The sequence below is a fragment of the Kitasatospora purpeofusca genome (assembly GCF_042691725.1).
GTDB classification, from domain to species: Bacteria; Actinomycetota; Actinomycetes; order Streptomycetales; family Streptomycetaceae; genus Kitasatospora; species Kitasatospora purpeofusca_B.
This window is the reverse complement of the sequence record NZ_CP170483.1, coordinates 1,639,590-1,660,086: the sequence shown is the minus strand read 5'-3', so window position 1 is coordinate 1,660,086 and position 20,497 is coordinate 1,639,590. Positions and strand designations below refer to the sequence as shown.

At 73.3% G+C, this 20,497-nt stretch carries 7 protein-coding genes; all 7 read left to right on the top strand.

Annotated features, from left to right (window positions below; translation table 11 throughout):
• The first annotated feature begins 128 nt into the window (after positions 1–128).
• Positions 129–488, top strand: coding sequence for a hypothetical protein (locus tag ACFCLZ_RS06540; protein WP_380283776.1), 360 nt, complete (start codon positions 129–131; stop codon positions 486–488).
• Positions 489–527: 39 nt separating this feature from the next.
• Positions 528–836 (top strand): hypothetical protein, encoded by a 309-nt coding sequence (locus tag ACFCLZ_RS06535; RefSeq protein WP_380283775.1) that lies wholly within the window; start codon positions 528–530, stop codon positions 834–836.
• Positions 837–841: 5 nt separating this feature from the next.
• A complete protein-coding gene (locus tag ACFCLZ_RS06530) occupies positions 842–1,240 on the top strand; it encodes a hypothetical protein (RefSeq protein ID WP_380283774.1) in 399 nt (132 codons plus the stop codon).
• Between the two features lie 97 nt (positions 1,241–1,337).
• Positions 1,338–3,539, top strand: a complete 2,202-nt coding sequence (locus ACFCLZ_RS06525; protein WP_380283772.1) for a hypothetical protein — start codon at positions 1,338–1,340, stop codon at positions 3,537–3,539.
• 86 nt (positions 3,540–3,625) lie between these two features.
• A complete protein-coding gene (locus ACFCLZ_RS06520) occupies positions 3,626–4,066 on the top strand; it encodes a YbaB/EbfC family nucleoid-associated protein (protein ID WP_380283770.1) in 441 nt (146 codons plus the stop codon).
• Positions 4,059–4,373, top strand: a complete 315-nt coding sequence (locus ACFCLZ_RS06515; protein ID WP_380283769.1) for a hypothetical protein — start codon at positions 4,059–4,061, stop codon at positions 4,371–4,373. Before ACFCLZ_RS06520 ends, ACFCLZ_RS06515 begins: the two co-directional genes overlap by 8 nt.
• A gap of 58 nt (positions 4,374–4,431) precedes the next feature.
• Positions 4,432–20,406: an EndoU domain-containing protein gene (locus tag ACFCLZ_RS06510; protein WP_380283768.1), complete on the top strand. Its 15,975-nt coding sequence runs from the start codon at positions 4,432–4,434 to the stop codon at positions 20,404–20,406.
• Positions 20,407–20,497: the final 91 nt, after the last annotated feature.

Here is a 20,497-nt window from a genome sequence, read left to right as displayed (position 1 = left end):
GCGGCGGCGGCGGCCGGGGGTGAACCGGTCGGCCGCGCCGTGCCGTTCACCCTGGCGGGCCGGCCCGACCGGCCCGCGGCGAATCCCGCCGGCCGGGAGCGGCCGACGGTACCGGAGGAGGTACGCACATGGCCCAGCAGACGACGGTCAGTCAGCAGGTGCTGCAGGACATCAGGACCCAGGTCGAGCAGAAGTACGCGGCGATGAGGACGACCGCCACCTACATCGAGGACATCAACGCGGCCATCCGGGACAGCTTCGAGGGCGCGGCCAGTACCACCTTCCAGAACAACATCAACGACTGGCTGGCCCAGTACGCGAAGGTCTCCCAGGACTACGACGCCTTCCACGGGAAGTTCGGCGACACCGGCCAGATCTTCGCCGCGGCCGGCGACCACACCCTGACGGTCGCGACCAACAGCCTCGGCGGCGATCCCGGCCCCGCCGCCTACGTCGAGGGCGTCCTGAACCCCCCCGCGGCCCGCTGACCTCTCTGCACCGACCGCTCGACCAGAAGGGAACCCACCATGGCCGAAGGCCACATGTCGCTCCACTACGCGGGCGTCGACACCGCCATCAACGACCTGGAAGCGCATGCCAAGACCATGCACGACCAGATGGAGGACCTCAGGACCTATCTCGGCACCAAGATCGGCGTCGAGCTGCTGGGTGACTTCTCGACCGCCGCGGACACCCTCTCGAAGACGCTGCACAACGCCGACCAGGCGATGGGCGGCAAGATCGTCAACGCCCACAACGCGCTCACCGAGATCCGCAACGCCATCAAGGACGCGGACATGCGGGCGAGCACCCACTTCGACCACGTCCAGGGCTGACCGGCGTGGCGGACGAGGGGAACGGCGACAACGACGGCGGCACCGTCAAGATCACCGACGGTTTCCTGGCGACCTTCTCCAGCACGACCATCAAGGCCTTCCTCGACGATGTCAAGACGTCGCTGCCGGTGCGGGAGCTCAGGGCCTACGGCGACGGCACCACACCGTTCCTGACGGGAAACAACTCCGGCAACTTCACCGCGCCGAACACGCTGGCCACCACGCTCAAGGCCTATGACGCGTCGGTCGCCGGGATGCTCGGGACGGTCGTCGGCCAGTTCGAGACCCTGATCATCGATCTCCAGCTCGCCGACCGCTACCTGAACAACGCGCTGGACGACTCCCTGGACTACGCGCAGTTCATGAAGCTGGCCGGGCGGACGCTGAACCCCGGCACCAAGTAATCCGGCGGGGGACCCCCCGCCACCACCGCGGAGTCGGCCCGGGCACGGGCCGGCCCCGCGCCACGTCCGGTCGGGCTCGGCCGCGAGAGGGGATGCCATGGGGCACATCTGGGAGGACGGGCTGACGTTCCTCGGGTCGACGGCCGACGCCAAGCCGGCCACCCGGGAGTCGGTGCGCGACGACGACAAGCCGTGGGTCAACACCGACGTCCGCAAGCAGGAGGTCCACTACGGCTGGCAGGGCGTCAAGGGCGACGGCACCGATGTGGCGCTCGACAGCTGGGTGGCCTGGTACTTCACCTACACCGTGGGCGTCAACACGGACGTGAAGCACGCCAGCTACGTCGTCGGCACCAACGTGAACTACCCGAACCTCGACGGCGCGGGTGCCAAGTTCGCGGCGTGGACGGCCAGCAGGGCGCCGCTGGAACGCTTCATCGACGGCACGATCAAGGGCAACGACCGGCTCGACCCGGCCGGCTTCACCAAGGCGGCGGACAACCTCCGGGACTTCACCTACTTCCTCGACGGCTGGATCACCAAGATCGGGACGGACTGGGTGAAGGGCATCGGGGAGGAGGACGGCGACTGGCAGGGCAGCGCGGCGAACGCGCTCCGCGCCCTGCTGCTGGCGTTCCGCAACGAGATCGACGCCGACAACCGGATCATCCGGATGGCCGACGTCGGCTCCTACCTGACGCCGTGCAAGACGCTGGTCGAGGATCAGATCGCGGCGCTGTGGAAGGGCTTCCAGGCCTGGTGGGCATCGGCGCAGGCCTGGCCGACGAACACGGTGACCGCGGCGCTGATGGAGGGGCTCAAGGGCGCGACGCTGAAGATCGAGAAGGCGTCCGACCGGACCCCGACCTGGCACAGCCGGGAGGACCCGGCCAACGGCGCGGCCGACGCCTACGGCAGGCTCGACCTGCTCACCTCCCTGAAGGTCACCGTGACCGGAGCGCCGTTCGGCGACCCCACGACGGTCGACTTCTGGAAGCAGGTCGACAAGCGGGCCCGGGAGATCTGGGTCGCCAATGTCGTGAAGATCCTCGACAAGGCGGCCGACGACGCGCTGACCGCGATCACCACGGCCTACGGGGCCGCCACGAACGCCGCCCAGCCGCTGAAGCCCTTCCCGCTGATCATGCCCGATCCGAAGAACCCGACGAAGGACGACCCGACGAAGGACCCCACCAAGGACCCCACCAAGGACGGGGCCCCCGACATCAAGGACATCACCGGCGGGCCGGACACCAAGGACGGCGGCGGTGGTCCCGACCTCAAGGACGGGGGCGGCGGTCCCAGCATCAAGGACATCACCGGCGGTCCGGACACCAAGGACATCGGCGGCCCGGACACCAAGGACATCAAGGACATCAAGGGTGTCGGAGGCAACTCCGGGAGCAGCGGCGGGAACACGCCGAACCTCAACCTCGGCAACATCGGCGGCAACAGCGGCACCAACACCCCGAACCTCAACCTCGGCAACAGCGGGACCGGCAACTCCGGCACCGGTGGCTCCGGCAGCGGCCCCAACCTGATCGGCAACCCCTTCCCGAACCTCAACACCGGCCCGCTGCCCGACAGCCTCCTCCCGGGCGGCACCGGCTCGAACCGGCCCGTGGTGGTGCCCCCCAGCTCCGTGATCACCAAGGACGGGCGGATCGTCGACGAGAACGGCAATCCCGTCCTGGACTCCAACGGCAACCCGATGGTGGCCGGCCCGGGCTACACCATCGGCCCGGACGGCGTCCTGCGCGACGGCCAGGGCAACACCGTCTCGCAGTACCGGCAGCTGCTCGCCGACCGCTACTCCGCGGCGGGCGACGACAGCGGCGGCGGTGACAACCTCCTGACGCCCAACGAGTTCGGCACCGGCGGCTTCTCCTACAACACGATGGGCCTCGGCGCCGGGGGCTCGGGCGGGGGAGGCTCGCTCGGCCTCGGCGGCGGCCCGATGGTCACCGGGATGGGCGGCGGCCTCAGCAACCGGGCGCTGGCCGCCGGCGGCGACCCGTCCCTCACCAGGACCGCGGTCGACCAGGCCAACGCCGAGCGCGCCGCCGCGGAGCGGGCCGCCCGGGCCGCGGCCCAGGAGCAGGCCGCCCTGACCGGCCAGCGGACCGCGACCTCGTCCGGCGGGATGCCGATGATGCCGGGCGCCGGCATGGGCGCCGGCGCGGGCGGGGCGGGCGGCGCGGGCAACGACAAGGACCGCCGCCGCACCACCTGGCTGGCGGAGGACGAAGAGGTCTGGGGCACCGACTCCGGTGCCGTGCACGGCGTCATCGGACGCTGACCGCCCCGGGTGCCGCCCGGCCGCCCCGTCCGGCGGCAGGGCGGCCGGGCGGCACCCGGGCCACGAGGAGAGACGAGGAACAGCGCATGAGCAACCCGTTCGCGGACCAGATCGCCCAGGCGATGGCCGACATGCAGACCGAGCTGGCCAGGGCCGAGGCCATGCAGCAGGAGATGAACGAGCTCACCGGCTCGGTCACCTCCAAGGACCGGATGGTCACCGTCAAGGTCGGTTCGCAGGGCCAGGTCGTCTCGATGACCTTCCACACCAACGACTACCGCGACATGGCCCCCGCCGAGCTCGCCAAGGTCCTCACCGACGTGCTCAACGAGGCCCGGGCCGACGTCGGCAGGCAGGTCGCCGAGCGCATCTCCCGGTTCGACGGGATCGGCGAGACGCTGCGGCTGTCGATGACCGGCGGCACCGAGCTGGACGAGATCCTCGAACCGCTCTGGGCGATGCGTCCGGGCTACGACGCCGAGGAGCGGACGAAGAAGGCCGACCGGCAGGAGGAGTTCCGTGGTTGAGCCGAACACCACCTCGAAGACGGCGATGCTCAGGAAGAGCTTCGCCGAGTTCTTCGAGCTCAAGGACTTCGTCGCCCAGCTCACCACCGAGGCCGAGCACATCAACGAGATCAACCTGAGCGTCGGCGGCAACGACGAGATCGGCCAGCAGTACCACGCCCAGGTCGACGACGGCACCAAGAACCTCTACGAGCTGCTCCTGAGGATCGGCTCCACCGTGCTCTCGGTCGGTGAGAACGGCGAGCTCCTCGCCCTCACCCTCGACCGGGCCGGCGACCACGCCAACGACCTCGCCAACGGCTTCTGACCCACCCGCGGCCGACGGCCCGACCCCGCGCACCGAACGGAAACGGCAGGCAGTTCCCGTGGCCCACTCCTCGATCGAGGTCAACGAATCGACCGCGAGGTTCTTCACGATCATCACCGGCATGCCCTGGCCGGAGATCCGTGAGGGGGACCTGCGCGACGTCCGGGACGCCTACGAGCAGCTGCACAAGGAGCTGCCGGAACTGCGGGCGCTGATCGCGAAGGTGGCGATCGCCTGCGCCCGGCAGTTCAAGGGCCAGGCCGCCACCACGTTCACCTACCAGATGAACGCGTTCATCGGCGCGAACGGCGGGGACGACTACGTGACGGCGGCGGCCAAGACCGCCAAGGCGCTGGCGGACTGCGCCGGCGACGTGGCCAACACGGTCGAGTACACCAAGTGGATGGCGATCGCCCAGCTGGTGCAGCTGATCGTCGAGATCGCGCTGGCGATCTTCTGGGCGCCGTTCAGCTTCGGTACCAGCCTGTCCGGACTGGTGCTCAAGAAGCTGCTCACCAAGGTCGCGCTGACGGCCCTGATGAAGTACCTGCTCAAGACCATCGCGATGCACACCTTCTCGGGCATCGTGGGCGGTCTGCTGATGGACGGCGTCATCCAGAACCTCCAGATCGGCCAGGGCAACCGCAAGGAGATCGACAAGGAGTACACCAAGCAGGCCGTGCTCTTCGGCGTCATCGGCGGTGTCCTCGGCGGCCCGCTCGACCTGCTCGGCCTGGGCCTGGGCAAGCTGCTCGGCCGGCTGCTGGGAAAGAGCGGCGGCCGGCTGCTCGCGGACAAGCTCAGCGACTACCTGGTGAACGGCGAGCTGAAGAGCCTCAAGGGCACGCTGAAGACCGCCGCCGAGGCGGCCGCCAAGTCCGGCGAGAAGGGCACGCTCGGCACCATCGGCAAGGAGACCTCGAAGGGGCTCGCCGACGAGGCCCTGAAGAAGGCGCAGGCCAAGGCGTTCGCCCGGGACCTCGGCAGCCTGATGGAGGCGTCCGCCGAGCAGCTCCAGGCGGGCTTCGGGAAGACCGGCAAGGGCACGCTCGGCGGCATTTTCGTCAAGGAGATGGAGAAGACCTTCGTCAAGCACCTCGGCGAGCAGCTCGGGAAGAAGGGGGCAGGGGCGCTCGGCCGCGAGCTCGGCGAGGCGTTCGCCGAGAAGTGGGTGGGCAAGTCCCAGCAGAGCGTCCTGTCCCGGGGCGCGGCCAGCGAGGGCCTCAAGGAGGCGCTCGGCGCGGTCCTCACCCAGGAGGGGAACGCCGGGAAGGGCCTGACCGCCCACCAGATCAACGCGCTGGGAAAGCACCTGCCGGACCTCGCCGACGGCCTGACGCAGGGCAACAAGATGTTCCAGCTCGGCCTGGCGCTCGGCAACTACGTCCAGTCCGGCACCCAGAACGTGCTCAGCGAGGGCTTCTACAACCTCATCTTCGGCGAGAACCACGAGTTCACCGTCACCGCGGGCAGCTTCGTCGGCGGCATGATGACCGCGATGATGGGCCACGTCCTGCACCTCGGCACGGCCCCGCTGATGCACGGCTACGCCGACCTGGTCCAGCGGACCCAGTTCCAGGCCGTCAAGGACGGGGCGTCCAAGTACTTCCCGCTCTACCACCCGATCAGCTTCGCCGCGCTCGCCAGCATGGCATCCGGCAAGCTCGTGCCCTTCCCGGTGCCCCGGATGGGCCACCCGGAGGCCTTCGAGTTCGCCAGGAGCTTCCGGGTCGACTCGCTGGAGGACGTCGCCAAGGGCCTGTCGCACGCCTCGGGGGTGGACATCAAGACCCCGCCGGCCGACCGCGAGGTGGCCGAGTGGATGCAGCAACTGCTGCCGTACGTCGACTTCCTGGCGGAGGAGCGGGGCGGCGGCGACCACCTCTCGCTGGCCGAGACGCTCACCCGGACGATCGGCGGCAGCACCGAGACCCTGGTGCCGACGGACGGTTCCACGGGGACGCCGAAGGCCGGCGGATCGAAGGACGGCGAGGGGAACGCCCCCGGGGCGCCGGTCAAGGTCCAGTCGGACGACGCCCCGGCCGTCGCACCGAAGCCGCGGTCGCAGGAGTCCGAGCAGAAGGCGCCGGACCGGAGGTCCTCCGAGCGGGCGCCCTCGGAGACCGCGGGCCAGGAGACCCCGCGGAGGAACGCTCCGGCCCGCAAGGGCGCGGCGCCCCCCGTGTCCACCGAGTCCGCGGGCGACGGGCCGGCCGCGCCCCGCAGGCGGGTCGGCGGGGCGGACGACTCCGCGGCCACCACGGAACACGCCACCGCCTCCGCGACGGTCGCCACCTCCTCCGCCGGCCACCCGGCCCCGGACCGCACTCCGGACCGCGCCCCGAACCCGCCGGTCGGCACCGACGCGTCCGGCCGCCACGACGTCCAGGAGCCGGCCCCCCGGATCCCCCGGCAGACCGGGAGCATCGCCTCGGTCCTCGGCGGTCAGGACACCCCCCTCGGCCGCACGCCCGACGACACCACGACGCGGCCCCGCACGTCCACCGACGAGGACAAGGCCCTCCCGCCCCCCGCCCCGGACGAGGAGGTCCCGCTGCCGAACGCGCCGTACGGCGGCGACGCGGACACCGAAGCCTCCGCGCGTCCGCCGGCGGCCGACCCCGCGACGGCCCCGGCGGCCGACCCCGCGACGGCCCCGGCGGCCCCGACGGCCCCGACGGCCGGGACCGTCCCCCCGCCGACCCGGCACAACGCCTGGCAGCCCACCGAACCCGACGGCACGCTGAAGGGCGGCCCGCGCCGCCCGCCCGCCCTCCAGGCCGGCGAGCGGCAGGAGACCCTGCCCAACGGCACGGTCCGGGTCTTCCAGGCGCGGCTGGACCCCTCGGTCGGCGAGGGCGCCCCGCTCGCGGCCTTCCCCTCGCGCTGGAGCCGTTCGCTGCTCGACCCCGGGACGGTGTACTACCCGAAGAGCTGGACCGAGGCGCACCTCGCCGCCCGGGTCGACGAAGCGCTCGGGAACGCGCAGCTCGTGCGCGTGGAGAACGGCGTCACCTTCAAGCTGGGCCGTGCCGACGACGTGTGGATCGAAGGCATGTACCTGGCGGACGGCAGCTTCCTGGGCCACCGACCGTCCCCGCACCAGTCGCTCCGCGACCCGCGGTACGACGTCGGCGGGGCGCCGACGGTCGGCCGGGGCGCCGAGGCGCCACTGACCGGCTTCGGTCCGGTCTCGGTCCGCCGCGAGCTGCTGTCGGACGGGACGGAGCTCGTCCGGCTCACCGCCCGGGTCAGGCTGGTGGGCACCGAGAACGTCCCGCAGCCGGATCTCGTGCGCGCCCAGATCGGGCTGCACCGGGCCGCCGGACGGCTGCTGGCAGGTCCGGACGGCACCACCCGGATGGAACTCGGGCTGCGGTTCACCAGGGACGGCGACGCCACCGAGATCCCGTTCGTCCCCGGGCAGGACCTCACCCTCCAGCAGGCCGTGCCGCTGCTGCACGAGGCCGCGACCGGACCGGGCCCGGCCGGGCTGCTGGCCGCGGTGCGGGAACAGGCGCCACCGCCGCCGCACACCGTCTCCGGCGAGACGATGCTCCTCGGGGCGCAGGCGCTCTTCGCACCGGCCGTGTGGGACCGCCCGACCGAGGGCCGCCACCTGCCGCGCGAGTGGACCGCCGACGAGGCCCGCTACGCCGCGAGCGTGGTCGCGCGCTCCGCCTTCCGGGCCCCGGCCGGCCCGGTGCCGCCCGGTGGCACGACCGCTCCCACGCTGCGCCACGGCGAGTTCGCCGGGGTGAAGCTCACCGTGCGGGTCGAGGACGGCCGCATCACCGACTTCTGGGCCCGGCCGGACCAGCGGGTCCCGGACCAGTCGGCCACGCCCGCGCCCGAGCGGCGCCGGGTGCTCGGGACCCGTGAGGTCGCCCCTCCGGCCGACGCCTTCGACCGCGCCCTGGAGGAGCGGCGGCTCCAGCGGTTCTCGGTGAGCCGGGTCAGGCTCGCCGACGGTGACACCGAGTCGGTGGTGACCGTCAAGGTGTATCTGGACACCGGCGACCTCGACCTGACGAAGCGGGCCGCCAAGGACGGCCTCAAGGACCTGACCAGGAACGCCCGCGCCAGGATGGCGGAGATCTACGACCTCGGCCAGCGGCTGCCCGGCGGCGACCGGCTGCGGGTGAAGCTCGCGTTCGTGCGCGGTCCCGGCGAGGCGCACCACACCGTGCAGGTCCACCCGACGCAGCCGCGGCCGAACGCCCTCAACTGGGGCCTGGACACCCCGGCCAAGGCCGTCGTCCACGAGGTCGGCCACCTGCTCGGGCTGCCGGACGAGTACCGCGAACCCTCCCGCCCCGGCCGGGTCCGCCCGGTCCACGGCGACGGCGGGATGATGGGGGCCACCACCCGCGACCGCTTCGACCGGGTCGGGGTGGACGCCGACAACCCGCACGGCAACGGCAGCCGGGAGGACCCGCGGCCCGTCCTGAAGGCGCGGAACCTGCGGCAGCTGGGCGCCGTGATCGACACCGCCTTCGGGGCCGAGCGCGGACCCGGTCCGGAGGGCACCCACCCGCCGCGCCCGCGGGTGAACGAGGACGCCCGGCGCGCCGCGCTGTACGGCGACCGGCGGGACGGCGGCCACCTGTTGCCGCCGCCGGGCTCGGACCGGCCCCGACCGGAGCGCGTGGCGGGGTCGGAGAACCGCAACGGCACCTTCCGGGTGCTCGGCGGCCCGGCCGACCCGGTGACGACGGGTCACCACCGGTCGGCCGGCGATCTCGCGCTCGGCCCGGCCGGGGCCCTGCGGGAGGGCGACCGCCACCGCACGATGTTCCCCGAGCACTGGTCGGAGGACGACGCGGTCTACGCGGCGGAGCAGGCGTACCAGCACGCCCGCCGCCAGGAGACCCCCGCGTTCACCGAACTGCGCCCCGGCAGCTGGTCGTTCACCGGCGAGTACGGCGGGGTGCGGATCGAGGGCCGGGTCGAGGTCCGGACCGAGTTCCGGCCGGAGAACCCGGCCGAGAACCGGCCCGGCGGCCCGGTCGAGGTCGCGGAGATCGTCTCCTTCCGTCCGGCCGACGACCAGGGCGGGCTGGGCGCGGCCCCGCACCTGCCGTGGCACCCGTTCCCGGACACCTTCGGCCAGCGGGTCGTGGACCTGGTGCGCTACGGCGACCGGCAGACCCTCACCGGCTTCCACCACCAGCCGGACCTGGGCCGGCCCCGGGAGGGGGACTTCTCCCCGGTGGAGCGGGCCGGCCACCGGATGGGCGTCAGGATGGGGAACCGCTCGTTCCACTCCAACCCCAACGGGACCTACCGCGCCACCGCCTGGTTCCTCGACCCGTTCGTCGCCCCGCGGGCCCACCTCGCGCAGTTCCCCTCCCGCTGGTTCAGGCGCGCGGACCACCCGACGAACATGTTCTACCCGTCGCACTGGCGGGCCGGCCGGGTCCTCGACGCCGTCGGGACGGCCTACGAGAACCGGAACCGGGCCGAGGACCGCGTCGTCAACGGCGCCGTCCACTGGACCGGCACGGGCGACGGCGTCCGGATCGAGGGCATCACCCGGGACGGCCGGCACCTGATCCACCGTCCGGCGGACGACCAGCCCGACGCCCGGCGGCGGGGGAACTCCGCCCCGCTCACCGAGCCCGGGCTGCCCGGCACCGGCAGGCGCCCGGCCGTCCTCGCCGACCTGAGCACGATCGCCGTGCCCCCGAACGAGGTCGGCGTGCTGAGGACCGGGGCCGGCCGCGGCCTGCCGCAGGAGTGGACGGCCGGGGAGGCGCTCTACGCGGCCTACGCGGGGCGGCCGTTGGTGAACGAGACCGCGCTCGACGACGGCGGGTCCCGGGGCCAGGTGAGGTTCGCCGGCGTGGAGATCACGGTGGTGCGCGACGGGAACCGCCGGATCGTCGACTTCATGGTCGCGGACGGCCATGTCCCGCCGCTCCAGCACGCCGTCCCGATACCCGAGCGCGGCTCGCGGCAGCCGGCCCGACAGACCGGTGGGACCGAGCCGCTGCCGCACTTCCCCGCGTCCGATGAGGGCTCCGAGCACGACACCGGTTCGCCGGACGGCCACCGCCGCCTTGACGAGGACGAGGCCATGGAGCTGTACCCGGAGTCGGACGAGGAGACGTCCTTCACGGACTCCACGCTGGACCTGCTCTCCTCCGACGACGAGGACATGGACTGGGAGGGCGGCTCCGGCGCCGGCTCCGGCCGCCGCTCCGAGGACGCGGACGCGCGGTCGGACCTGCTGATGGACCTGGACGAGGCACCGGAGCGGCCACAGCCGGTGCGACCGGCCTACGAGGCGCCGGCGCCGGACCTCAGGTTCGCCGTGGTCCTCGACCCGGTCGAGATCAGCGCGCCCGCCGACCCGGCGCTGCACAGCAGCACCTCCACGCACCACCGGCGCTTCCAGGCCTCCCGCGGCTACCTGCTGGACGGCACCCCGGCGGTCGAGGCCGTGGTGCGGATCCACCTCGACACCTCCCAGCTGCCGGCCGGCCAGGACCACACCGAGGCGCTGGGGGACCTGCGCGAACGCGCCCGGCGGAGCGTGGACGAGTACCTCAACACCGGCCACCGGCTGCCCGACGGCGACGTCCTGGTGGTGCGGGCCGAGTTCGTCGACGACCCCGGCGCGGCACACCACCGGGTCCTGGTCCTGGACGGGGACGTCCGCGAGCACAACGACCTCTGGGGCCTGCACTCGGACGGGTCCGTCCTGGGCCACGAGATCGGCCACCTGTTCGGTCTGCCCGACGAGTACCGGGAGCGGCGCCTCTTCGAGGAGGCGGTCGACGAGGACGGCGACGTCGTGGTCGTCTCCCACGAGGTCCGCCCCCGCCCCGTGTACACCGACGCCGGACTGATGGCCGGCACCCTGGCCGCCCACGACCGGGCCCGGGTCGACATGAACGCCGGGGTCACCCCGGACGGCACCCCGATGCGGTTCGCGCTCACGCCGCGGAACCTGCGTGAGCTGGGCGCGGTGATCGAGCAGGCCCTCGGCCCCGTGCAACCGGTGCCGAACGCCCGCGAACTGCCGCGCCGGGCCGCCTTCGACCTCGACTCCCGGCAGTCCTCGCTGTTCGGCGACACCCGCAACCCGGGCGGCCACCTGCTGCCCCCGACCGGTTCCGACCGGACGGCGCCCGAGCGGGTGGTCCGGGTGGAGCGCAACGGCGTCGTGGTCGCCGATTTCTCCCCGTCCTCCGCCGTACCGAGGGCCCGCCAGGTGGCCACCCTCTCCGCCGCCGGCGATCTGCTGACCACCGGGCCCGCCCACCGCCGGATGTTCCCGCGCAACTGGACCGGCGAGGACGCGGTGTACGCGGCCGAGCAGGCGTACCTGAACGCGCTGGGCACCGACACCGTGGTCCCGCTGGGCGGCAGCCGGTACCGCTGGACCGGCGAGTACGCCGGGGTGCGGATCGAGGGCGAGGTCCGCGGCGACCGGTTCCTGTCGTTCCGTCCGGCCGACGACCAGCCGGACGTGGACCCGCCGCTGAACGCCCCGCACCGCCCCACCCCCGACGACCCGGACCGGGGCACCGGGGCGTTCGGCCAGCGCGCCGAGGACGTCGTCCGCTACGGCGACCGGCAGCACCTCACCGGACTGCACCACGAGCTGAACCCGGACCACGTGGCGGACCCGGCGAACACGCTCCGGGCGCACGGCGTGCGGGTCGTCGAGACCACCCCCGCGATCCACAACGGCACCTACCGGGCCCGGGTGGCCTTCCTCGACCCGACCGTCGCGCCGAACTCCCCGCTCGCCGAGTTCCCGACCCGCTGGCGCTTTCGCGGCAACGCCGACGGCGGCAGCGGGCGCACCATGTACCCGCGCGAGTGGAGGTCCGAGGAACTGCTGAGCCGCGTCGACGAGGCGCACGACGGCGTCCCGGCCGACCGGCGGGTGTACCTGGAGGACGGCCGGACGTACTACTGGGTGGGCGAGGCCGACGGGGTCCGCATCGAGGGGCTCTCGCGCGACGGCGCCCACCTGGCCCACCGCCCGACCGACACCCAGCCGATGACCGGGTGGGACCAGAAGCGGGTGCTGAGCACCTCCGCGCCCACCCGGACCTGGATGGGCGACCGCCCGCTTGCCGTCTCGCGGGTGCTGTTCGACTCCGGGCAGGAGGGCCTGCGGATCACCGTTCCGGTGCGCACCGTCGTCGAGGGCCGGGTGACGCCCGAACTGCGTGCCTTCGCCGAGGAGGCGGTCCAGCAGCGGGTGAACGCGTACGTCCAGGAACGGGTGCGGGAGACCGCGGACGCGAACGGGGTGCCGCCGAGGCTGGTCGCCGTCGTCCTCGACTTCACGCCCGGACGGGCGGACGTCTTCTCCGAGGTGGTGGTGCGCCCCGACGCCGTGTCGGACGTGCCGGCCGTCCTGGGCCCGCTGGCCGTCCAGGGCCAGGACCAGGTGTTCAACGCGGTCGGCGCCGCGCTGAGCGACTTCACGACCCCGCTCGCGGACCTGGTCGCCCAGCAGGGCGCCCCCCGCGTCCCGGCCGACCTGCGCGAACCCGGCCCGCTGCGGCCGGGCGAGCACCCGCCCGCCGTGCTGGCCGGCTGGGACCAGCAGACCGCGCGGCAACTGCGGGACCTGGAGGCCCGGTTCAGCCTGGCCGCGGCGGCCGCCGATCCGCGCCTCCTGCCCGTCGGGCACAGCCTGCCCCGGGAGTGGACGGCCCGCGACGCGCGGTGGGCCGCCGTCCAGGTCCTCAACGAGCACGACAGCCGGTTCGGCTCGACCGTGACCGACGTCGTCCGGGGGAGTTTCGGCGGTGTCGAGCTCGCGGTCCACGTGGAGGACGGGCAGATCGTCCTGGTCACCGGCGTCGGTGACCAGCGGGACCTCGCGCAGCTGCACGTCCCGCCGTTCACGCTGGACGGCGGGGAGCAGCCCGCCCCCGCCCTCGCGGCCGACGTGCGGCGCGAGGGCGGCCAGGAGGATTCCCGGCAGCCCTCCACCCCGGCCGACAACGAACCGGCCGGCGCGCCGATGCTGCGCGCGCTCGTCGAGGACGACCCGCGGCTGCTGCGTGAGCTGTTCGGCGAGGCCGAGGGCGGACGGGTGTCCGCCGACCCGGCCACCGCGGAGCGGGCCCTGCGCGAGCTGGTCGAGGAGCGGCTGCGGCAGAACCCCGAGCTGGGGAGGGAGGCGTACGAGCTGTACGCCGCGTGGGCCCGCCGCCTGGGCGACGAGGTGGCGCACTGGCCGGCCTTCGTGGCGGACCTCCACCGGGAGATCGCCGCCTGGGGGGAGCACGGCCGGGACGCGGTGCGCGACCCGCGCGCCGTGCGCGACGCGTTCGCCGTGCTCACGGCCGCCGCGCTGGACCTCCGGGTCACGCTCGTGGACGTCGGCAACGACCGCGCGACGGTCTCCGAGTTCGGCCCGGCGAACGGTCGCCGGGTCACGCTCGACCACACCGAGCAGGACGGCTACTCGACCGTCGCCGCCGCGGAGCACCGGCAGGAGCAGCGGCGGCTCGACCGGCTCCGCAGGGAGCGGGCCGAGGAGGAGGCGGAGCGGCAGGAGGCCGAGGAGCGGGAGCGGCTGCGGAGGGAGGCCGAGGAGGACCTCTCGGAGGAGGAGCTGACCGCGGAGGAACGGCAGCGGATCCAGCGGAACGCCGCCGGCAAGCGCCGGGCCGAGGGGCCGGTCGACGACGGCGAGGACGTGCGCGAGAGCCCGGTCCGCGAGAGCCCGGTACGCGAGAGCACGGTGCGCGAGAACCCGGTGCGCGACAAGCGCGGGTCCGACCAGGATCTGCCGGAGATCCTGCGGCGGATCGAGGAGATGGAGAACGCCGAGTCCGGCAAGCAGGGGCAGAGCTCCGGCTCCCGGCTGCCGTTGACCCGGTCCGAGGACGAGAACGCCGGGCCGGTGACCCCGCCCAAGGACGAGCCGGAGCTCCCGGCCCCGCCCAAGGACGAGGCCGTCGTGGTGCCCGCCCCGCCCAAGGCCGACGAGCGGGAGCCGCTGCTGGCGCCGCGGACCGTCACCGAGTCCGGCATGCTCTCCGGCTCGCACATGGTGACCGGCATCGGCGAGCCGAACAGCGCGCTGGTCACGAACCTCGCCGATCGGATCGTCGGCGTCCTCCCCCCGGAGACCGTCAACCGGCAGGCCCTCGCCCACACGCTCGCCGAGAGCCTCTTCAGCGACTCCGGCCTGCGCGCCCAGGTGTCCGCGCTCTCCCGGGGAGAGGTCCTGCACATCCCGGTCGGGACCGACGCCCGGCAGGGCACCGTCACCATCCGCGGCGAGGTGGCGGACCTGGTGCACCGGGCGAAGGACAAGCCGAAGGCGAAGTTCGAGTACGAGGGCGGCAGCGACCGCGTCGTGACGCTCGGCACGACCACGGGCGGACGCAAGCGGCTCGGCCTCGGCCTCCAGGGGCGGTTCGACTTCTTCAAGCTGTTCCGGGTCCAGGGCGCCGGCGGGGTCCAGGGCGACCTGATGTCCTGGGAGGGCCTGACGACCCGGGCGCGGTTCTTCTCGCGGTCCAAGACCACCGAGCTCACCGAGATGTTCGACGGCCGGCTGCACCTGGAGGTCGGGTACCAGCCGGCCGGCCGGCGGGGGACGGAGGACCTGTCGCACCGGCTGGACCCGACGGCCGCGAACGTCGTGACCACGCCGATCGAGGTGGGTATCCCGCAGCGCGAGACCCGGGCCTCCGCCGAGGCCCCCGACCCCGCCCACCAGGGCTGGCCGGACGGCTTCGACCCGGCCCGCCGGACGCAGGCCCGGCTGCACCTGTCCCACGTCATGCTGGACGTCCACGCCAAGGGCCTGCCGCAGCTGCGCCCGACGCCGGGGGAGGACGCGGGCGGGAGCGTGGAACTCCAGGACCTGAACACCCCGCCCGGCCGGCCGGTGCAGCGGCAGGTCATGGCGGGCGTCGTCGACCTCCTGACCCGGCACGCCGACGTCCGGGCGGCGTTCGCGGGCAACACCCGGACGCTGTCCGACCGGCTGGTGGCCGAGTTCGGCTACCAGCGGCTCCAGCAGGACTTCAAGGGCATGACGAACGGCGAGGCCGTCGTCATCCGGGTCCCCGGGAGCGACGTGCGGATCGAGGTGAAGGCCGCCAACCGCGAGCTGAACGTGCTGGCCCTCACCAAGGAGACCGAGTTCAACACCGGCGCCGGCTCCGTGACGACCAAGCTGCGGCGGAAGGTCGTGAGCGGGCTCTGGCAGCTCCAGGGGGGCGGCAGGCTCGGCCCCGACACCGTCAACGTCGGCGGTGCGTACGGCATCCGCAAGGGGTCTGACTCGATCCACATCTCGGGCCGGACGCTGGAGACCGCGGTCACCACCAAGACCAAGGAGCCGGGGGCGGTCCTCGACGGCGACGGCTACCTGGAGGTGGTGGTCCGCAAGGGCGACCAGCAGGTGGGCGACGCCGTCGAGGTGCCGGTCGGGTTCCGCACGCTGATGCCGCAGGCGGACCTGCTGACGCCGCCGCGGACGGATCCGCAGGCCGGGACGGCGCCGGAGCACGGGCTCACGAGCACCCTCCTGCCGGAGTCCACCGTCGTCCGCGACATCGGTTCCGTCGGGGAGCTGCGGGCCGACCTGGAGCGGGCCGGGAAGGAGTACTACGGAAGCCTCTGGCCCGCCGTCCGGGACGAGGTCATGCAACTCGTCACCCAGCCCGCGCTGGCGACCCGACTCAGCGCGATGACCCGGGGGGAGCAGTTCGAGCTGAACTCCTTCGACCAGAGCAAGCTGGGCGTCCTCAAGGACTCGGCGCTGGGACGCAACCTCAAGGTGACCGTCCGGGCCACCCTCACGGACTCGGAGTTCCTCCGGCAGAGCGGCAACGCCGACCTCAGCCGGCAGAACGAGAGCAGCACGTTCACCTCCGAGCGCCGGCAGAGCGGGAAGCACAAGGTCAAGCAGGGCGGCATCGGGTTCCCGGTGGCCGAGAACCCGCCCTACGGCAACGCGGACCTCGGCCTCCAGGAGCGGGCACGTGTCGGTGTCCGTGACTCCGCCGCGGACAAGCTCTACGCGAACAGCAAGATCCGCGACGCGCAGAACATCCACCGCGCAACGGTGCGGCTGACGGTGACCCTGGAGGGCCGGGGCGGCGCGCGCGAGGTCAGCGGGGACTTCGGTACCGAGTTCGGCGTGCGGGCCCCGAAGGCCACGCTGGAGGCGGTGACGCCGACCGTCCTGCCGCGCAACGAACTCGGCGCCTCCACCGTGGTCGCGTTCAAGGAACGGGACGACGGGCGGAGCGGCGGCGGCGAGGTGCTCAGTGAGGTCCGCGGCGCGTTGAAGAAGCGCTTCGCCGCGCGCGGCGGTGTCTCCCGGGAGCTGGAGCGCGTCCTCGCCGAGGAACTCGGGGCGAAGACGCTCCAGGCCAACCTGTCCCAGCTCACCCGGGGCGGGGTGCTCAAGGTGCCGGTCGAGGGACCGGGCTGGTCGGCCGAGGTGCTCGTCCGGGCCAGGCTGAGGGACGCCCCCGTGCTTCGGCGCGAGGTGAACGACGCCGAGATCGAGGTCGGTACGCAGAACCGGACCGGCCACGGCGTCTCGCACGACCAGCGGGAGCGTGTGACGGGCACCGTCGGGCTGACCGGCAGGCCGGGCACGGACGGCAAGAGCGTGCTGACGGTCGACTACTCCTACCGTCACGACTCGGCGACCGGGATCGCCCTGGAGACCGCCGGAAGCACCGTCAACCGGGCGAAGAACGTGTCGAAGGCCGCCGTCTCCGACGCCGACGCCGTGTTCGACGTGGAGATCCGCGGCTGGACGGGCGGCCTGATCCCCACCACGACGAAACTCGAACCGATCACGATGAAGGCGGAGGTCGTCACCCCGCAGTACGGCGCCGTGGAAGCGCCGCGCGCGGTCCCGGACCGCATCTGGCAGACGCACCTGCTCGGCTCCTCCGACGTCGTCACCAACGTCTTCGTGCCGGACGGCGCGCGCACCGGTGCGACGCCGCCCGACTTCGGCAAGGCCCTCCTGCGCGGGGCGGGCGACCCGGGGGAGTTCGGCGGGAGGAACCTCACGAAGTGGCTGGACGGGCTGGGCAGGTCCGGCATCAGGCACAAGCTCTACGAGGTGCTCACCCCGAACACCCTGCACGACCAGCTCAAGGCCATGATGTCGGGCCGGGAACTGGTGGTCTCCGACGGCGGTGCGACCATCCGGATCGGCGCGTCCGTCCGGAGGCTGGCGCACACCGGCAGCACCACGACCACCGAGTTCAACACCGGGACGCAGACCGAGCACTCCCACTCGGCGGCCGACGGGGCGACCGGTGGCGGGACGGGCTCCGGCCACCAGCTGCGCGCCACGGTGGGCGTCACGGGCGGCGCCTGGTACGCGGGCGGGGCGCTGACCGGGGCGACCGGCCACGACACCCAGGAGACCTGGTCCAACCGCACGGGCTCCGGCAACACCACCAAGGTGAAGCCCAAGAACGCGAGCATCTTCACCGGCGAGGCGGACCTGCACTTCAGGGTCGAGTGGAAGGAGCCGGTCGGCAGCACGCCCCCCTTCGTGATGGCGACCAGGCACGCCTACTTCCGGCGCCCGGTCGGCATGGAGGCGGTCATCGACGTCGCCGAGACGAGGGCGCAGGCACCGGCCGGGGCCACGCCCAACCCGGGCAACGCCTTCGACTCCGCGACCGCGCCGCGCGGGGCGGCCCTGCGCGCGCTGGCCGACCACGGGCCGGAGGGCAACGCCGTCCGGATCCCGCCGGACCGGGTGTGGACGCACGGGCTGGTCGACACCGACGTGGTGCGGTCGGTCGGCATGGGGCCGGACGCGCGGCGGCAACTCACGGCGGGTGCGGAGGAGTTCCTGGGGTCGGGCACCTGGGACCGGATCCGGGGCACGGTGGGCCGGATGATCGACCCCGTGGCGCTGGCGAGCCGCCTCAGCACCCCGCTCACGCCGCTCACCCCGGCCGCCCCGGCCGGGAACGCCGGGCAGGCCCCCGCGAGCGGGGCGCCGACGCTCACGCACGGCCCGGGGAACTCCACGCTCCTGATCGGGCCGACCGACCTGGCCGGCGACGTCCGGGTGGAGGTCAGGGTGAAGGTCAAGGAACTGGAGTTCGTCCGGACCGACTCGGAGTCGGAGTCCAACCCGACCAACACGACCTCGGTCACCGACGGCGTCAACGCGCAGCGCACGCTCCAGGTGGCGGGCCGCCTCACCGGCGGTGCCAAGGGCGACCTCCACGAGTCCGTCGGCGGCCGCGCCGGCGGCTACCTCGACGGCGCCTACCAGCACCGGACCGACCTCGCGACCGGCGAGGGCGGCCAGCTCGTGGGCAACGCCAAGATCAAGACCGACACCGCGCGGTACCGGGGCTTCGCCGAGGTGGAGGTGATCTACCACAAGGGCGAGCTGAGGCTTCCCCGCAAGGAGCTCATGGCGATCGAGATCGACATCCCGGTCGACAGCACCAGGGACCACACGGAGGTGCCGACCGGCGGCTACCTGCGGTTCGATGAGGACACGCCCGGCGGCGAACTCCGGCTGCACGGCGCGCCGCGGACGGCGGTGACGTCGGTGGCGGACGCGCTGGGGCTGAGCCCGGACGTTCCGGAGGACCGTCCCCGGATCCTGGGCGTCGGCCACGCCGCCCGGGAACTGCTCGCCGGGTCGCTCACCACCGAGGGCGAGCGGGCCGCGCGGTGGCTGCGGGGCCTGGACCGGATGCTCCTCCTCGGCGCGGACGAGTCGAACGCAGGAGCCTTCGAGCAGCTCCGCAGGGTGCTCGACGGCCGTCCGGTGCCGGCGGGGGACCGGCGCCGCCTCCAGGAGCTGGCCGAGCACGTCGGTGAGGACCTCGCGATGACGGCGGCCGACGTGAACGCCCGGTGGGACGCCCCGGGCGTTCACCAGCCCGTGGACCTGAGCCTGCGGGTGCCGTCCGCCGGAGCGGATCCGGTGATCCGTCTGGAGGCCGACGGCCACAGCACGAGCGGCATGAACAGGCTGCTCGACGACGTCGGGCGACGAGTCCTCCGGGCGGAGGGCGACGGGCCGCAGCTGGTCGAGATCGTCCTGGACGTGTCGCCCGAGCGGGCCGCGAAGGAGGCCGCGCGGCTGGAGCGGAGGCTGCGCGAGGTGCTCCGGACGACGGAGCGCGAGGTGGAGGTGGTCATCGTGACCACCACGGCCCAGGTGGTGCGGGCGGAGCCGGCGGAGCCCGGCCGAGCCGCGGGCGGCGTCCGCAGGTTCCGGGTCGGACCGCCGTCGCGGGACGCGGCGGAGGACGTGCCGGTGCACGAGCCGCCGGTGCACGAACCGCCGGTGCACGAACCGCCGGTCCAGGTGCCGCCGGTGGAGAACGTGCCGGTGGAGAACGTGCCGGTGCAGGTGCCGCCGGTGCGGCGGGCGCCGGTGGAGGAGGTGCCGGAGCAGCAGCCGACCACGGAGCAGGGCGGTCCGCCCGTCCAGGAGCGGGTGCAGGAGCAGGTGCAGGAGCAGGTGCAGCCGACGCCGGTGCGGACGGTGGAGGACACACCGGAGCCGGAGCCGCCGCACACCCCGGAGGACGATTCCGTCACGTCGGATTCCTCGTCGCGGAGCGATTCGTCGGATTCGTCGGAGGACCTGTCGCGCGAGCGCGAGCACGAGCGGGAGGCGTCGGGCGACTCGTGGGTGACGGCCCCGCTCTACGAGGGTGCCGACGAGTTCTACCTGCACGCGGGCGCCCGGTTGGGGAACGAGTCGGACAACGTGTCGGTCGACTCGGACCTGCCGGATCTGCCGCACGAGCGCGAGGCGTCGGGTGCCTCGTGGCAGACGGCCCGGCTCTACGAGGGGGAGGACGAGTCGGACCCGCTGGATTCCCGCAGCGAGTCGTCGGAGGACTCGTGGGTGCAGGTCCAGCCGCCGCAGTTCTACCAGCAGGGCTCGAACCCGCCGCTGCCGCGGCGGCAGGAAGCCGGGCCGCCCCGGCACGAGGAGCCGCTCCCCGGGGAGAGCCTGGAGGACAGCATCTTCAGCGCCCTCACCCAGTTGAACGGCGGCGGGGAACAGGGGTGAACCGTTCGGCCGGGTCCGGCCGTAGGAACGGAGTGGGAGCACCCGAGGTCCCGTCGGCCGGGTGGCCCCGCCGACAGGGACTGCATGCGAG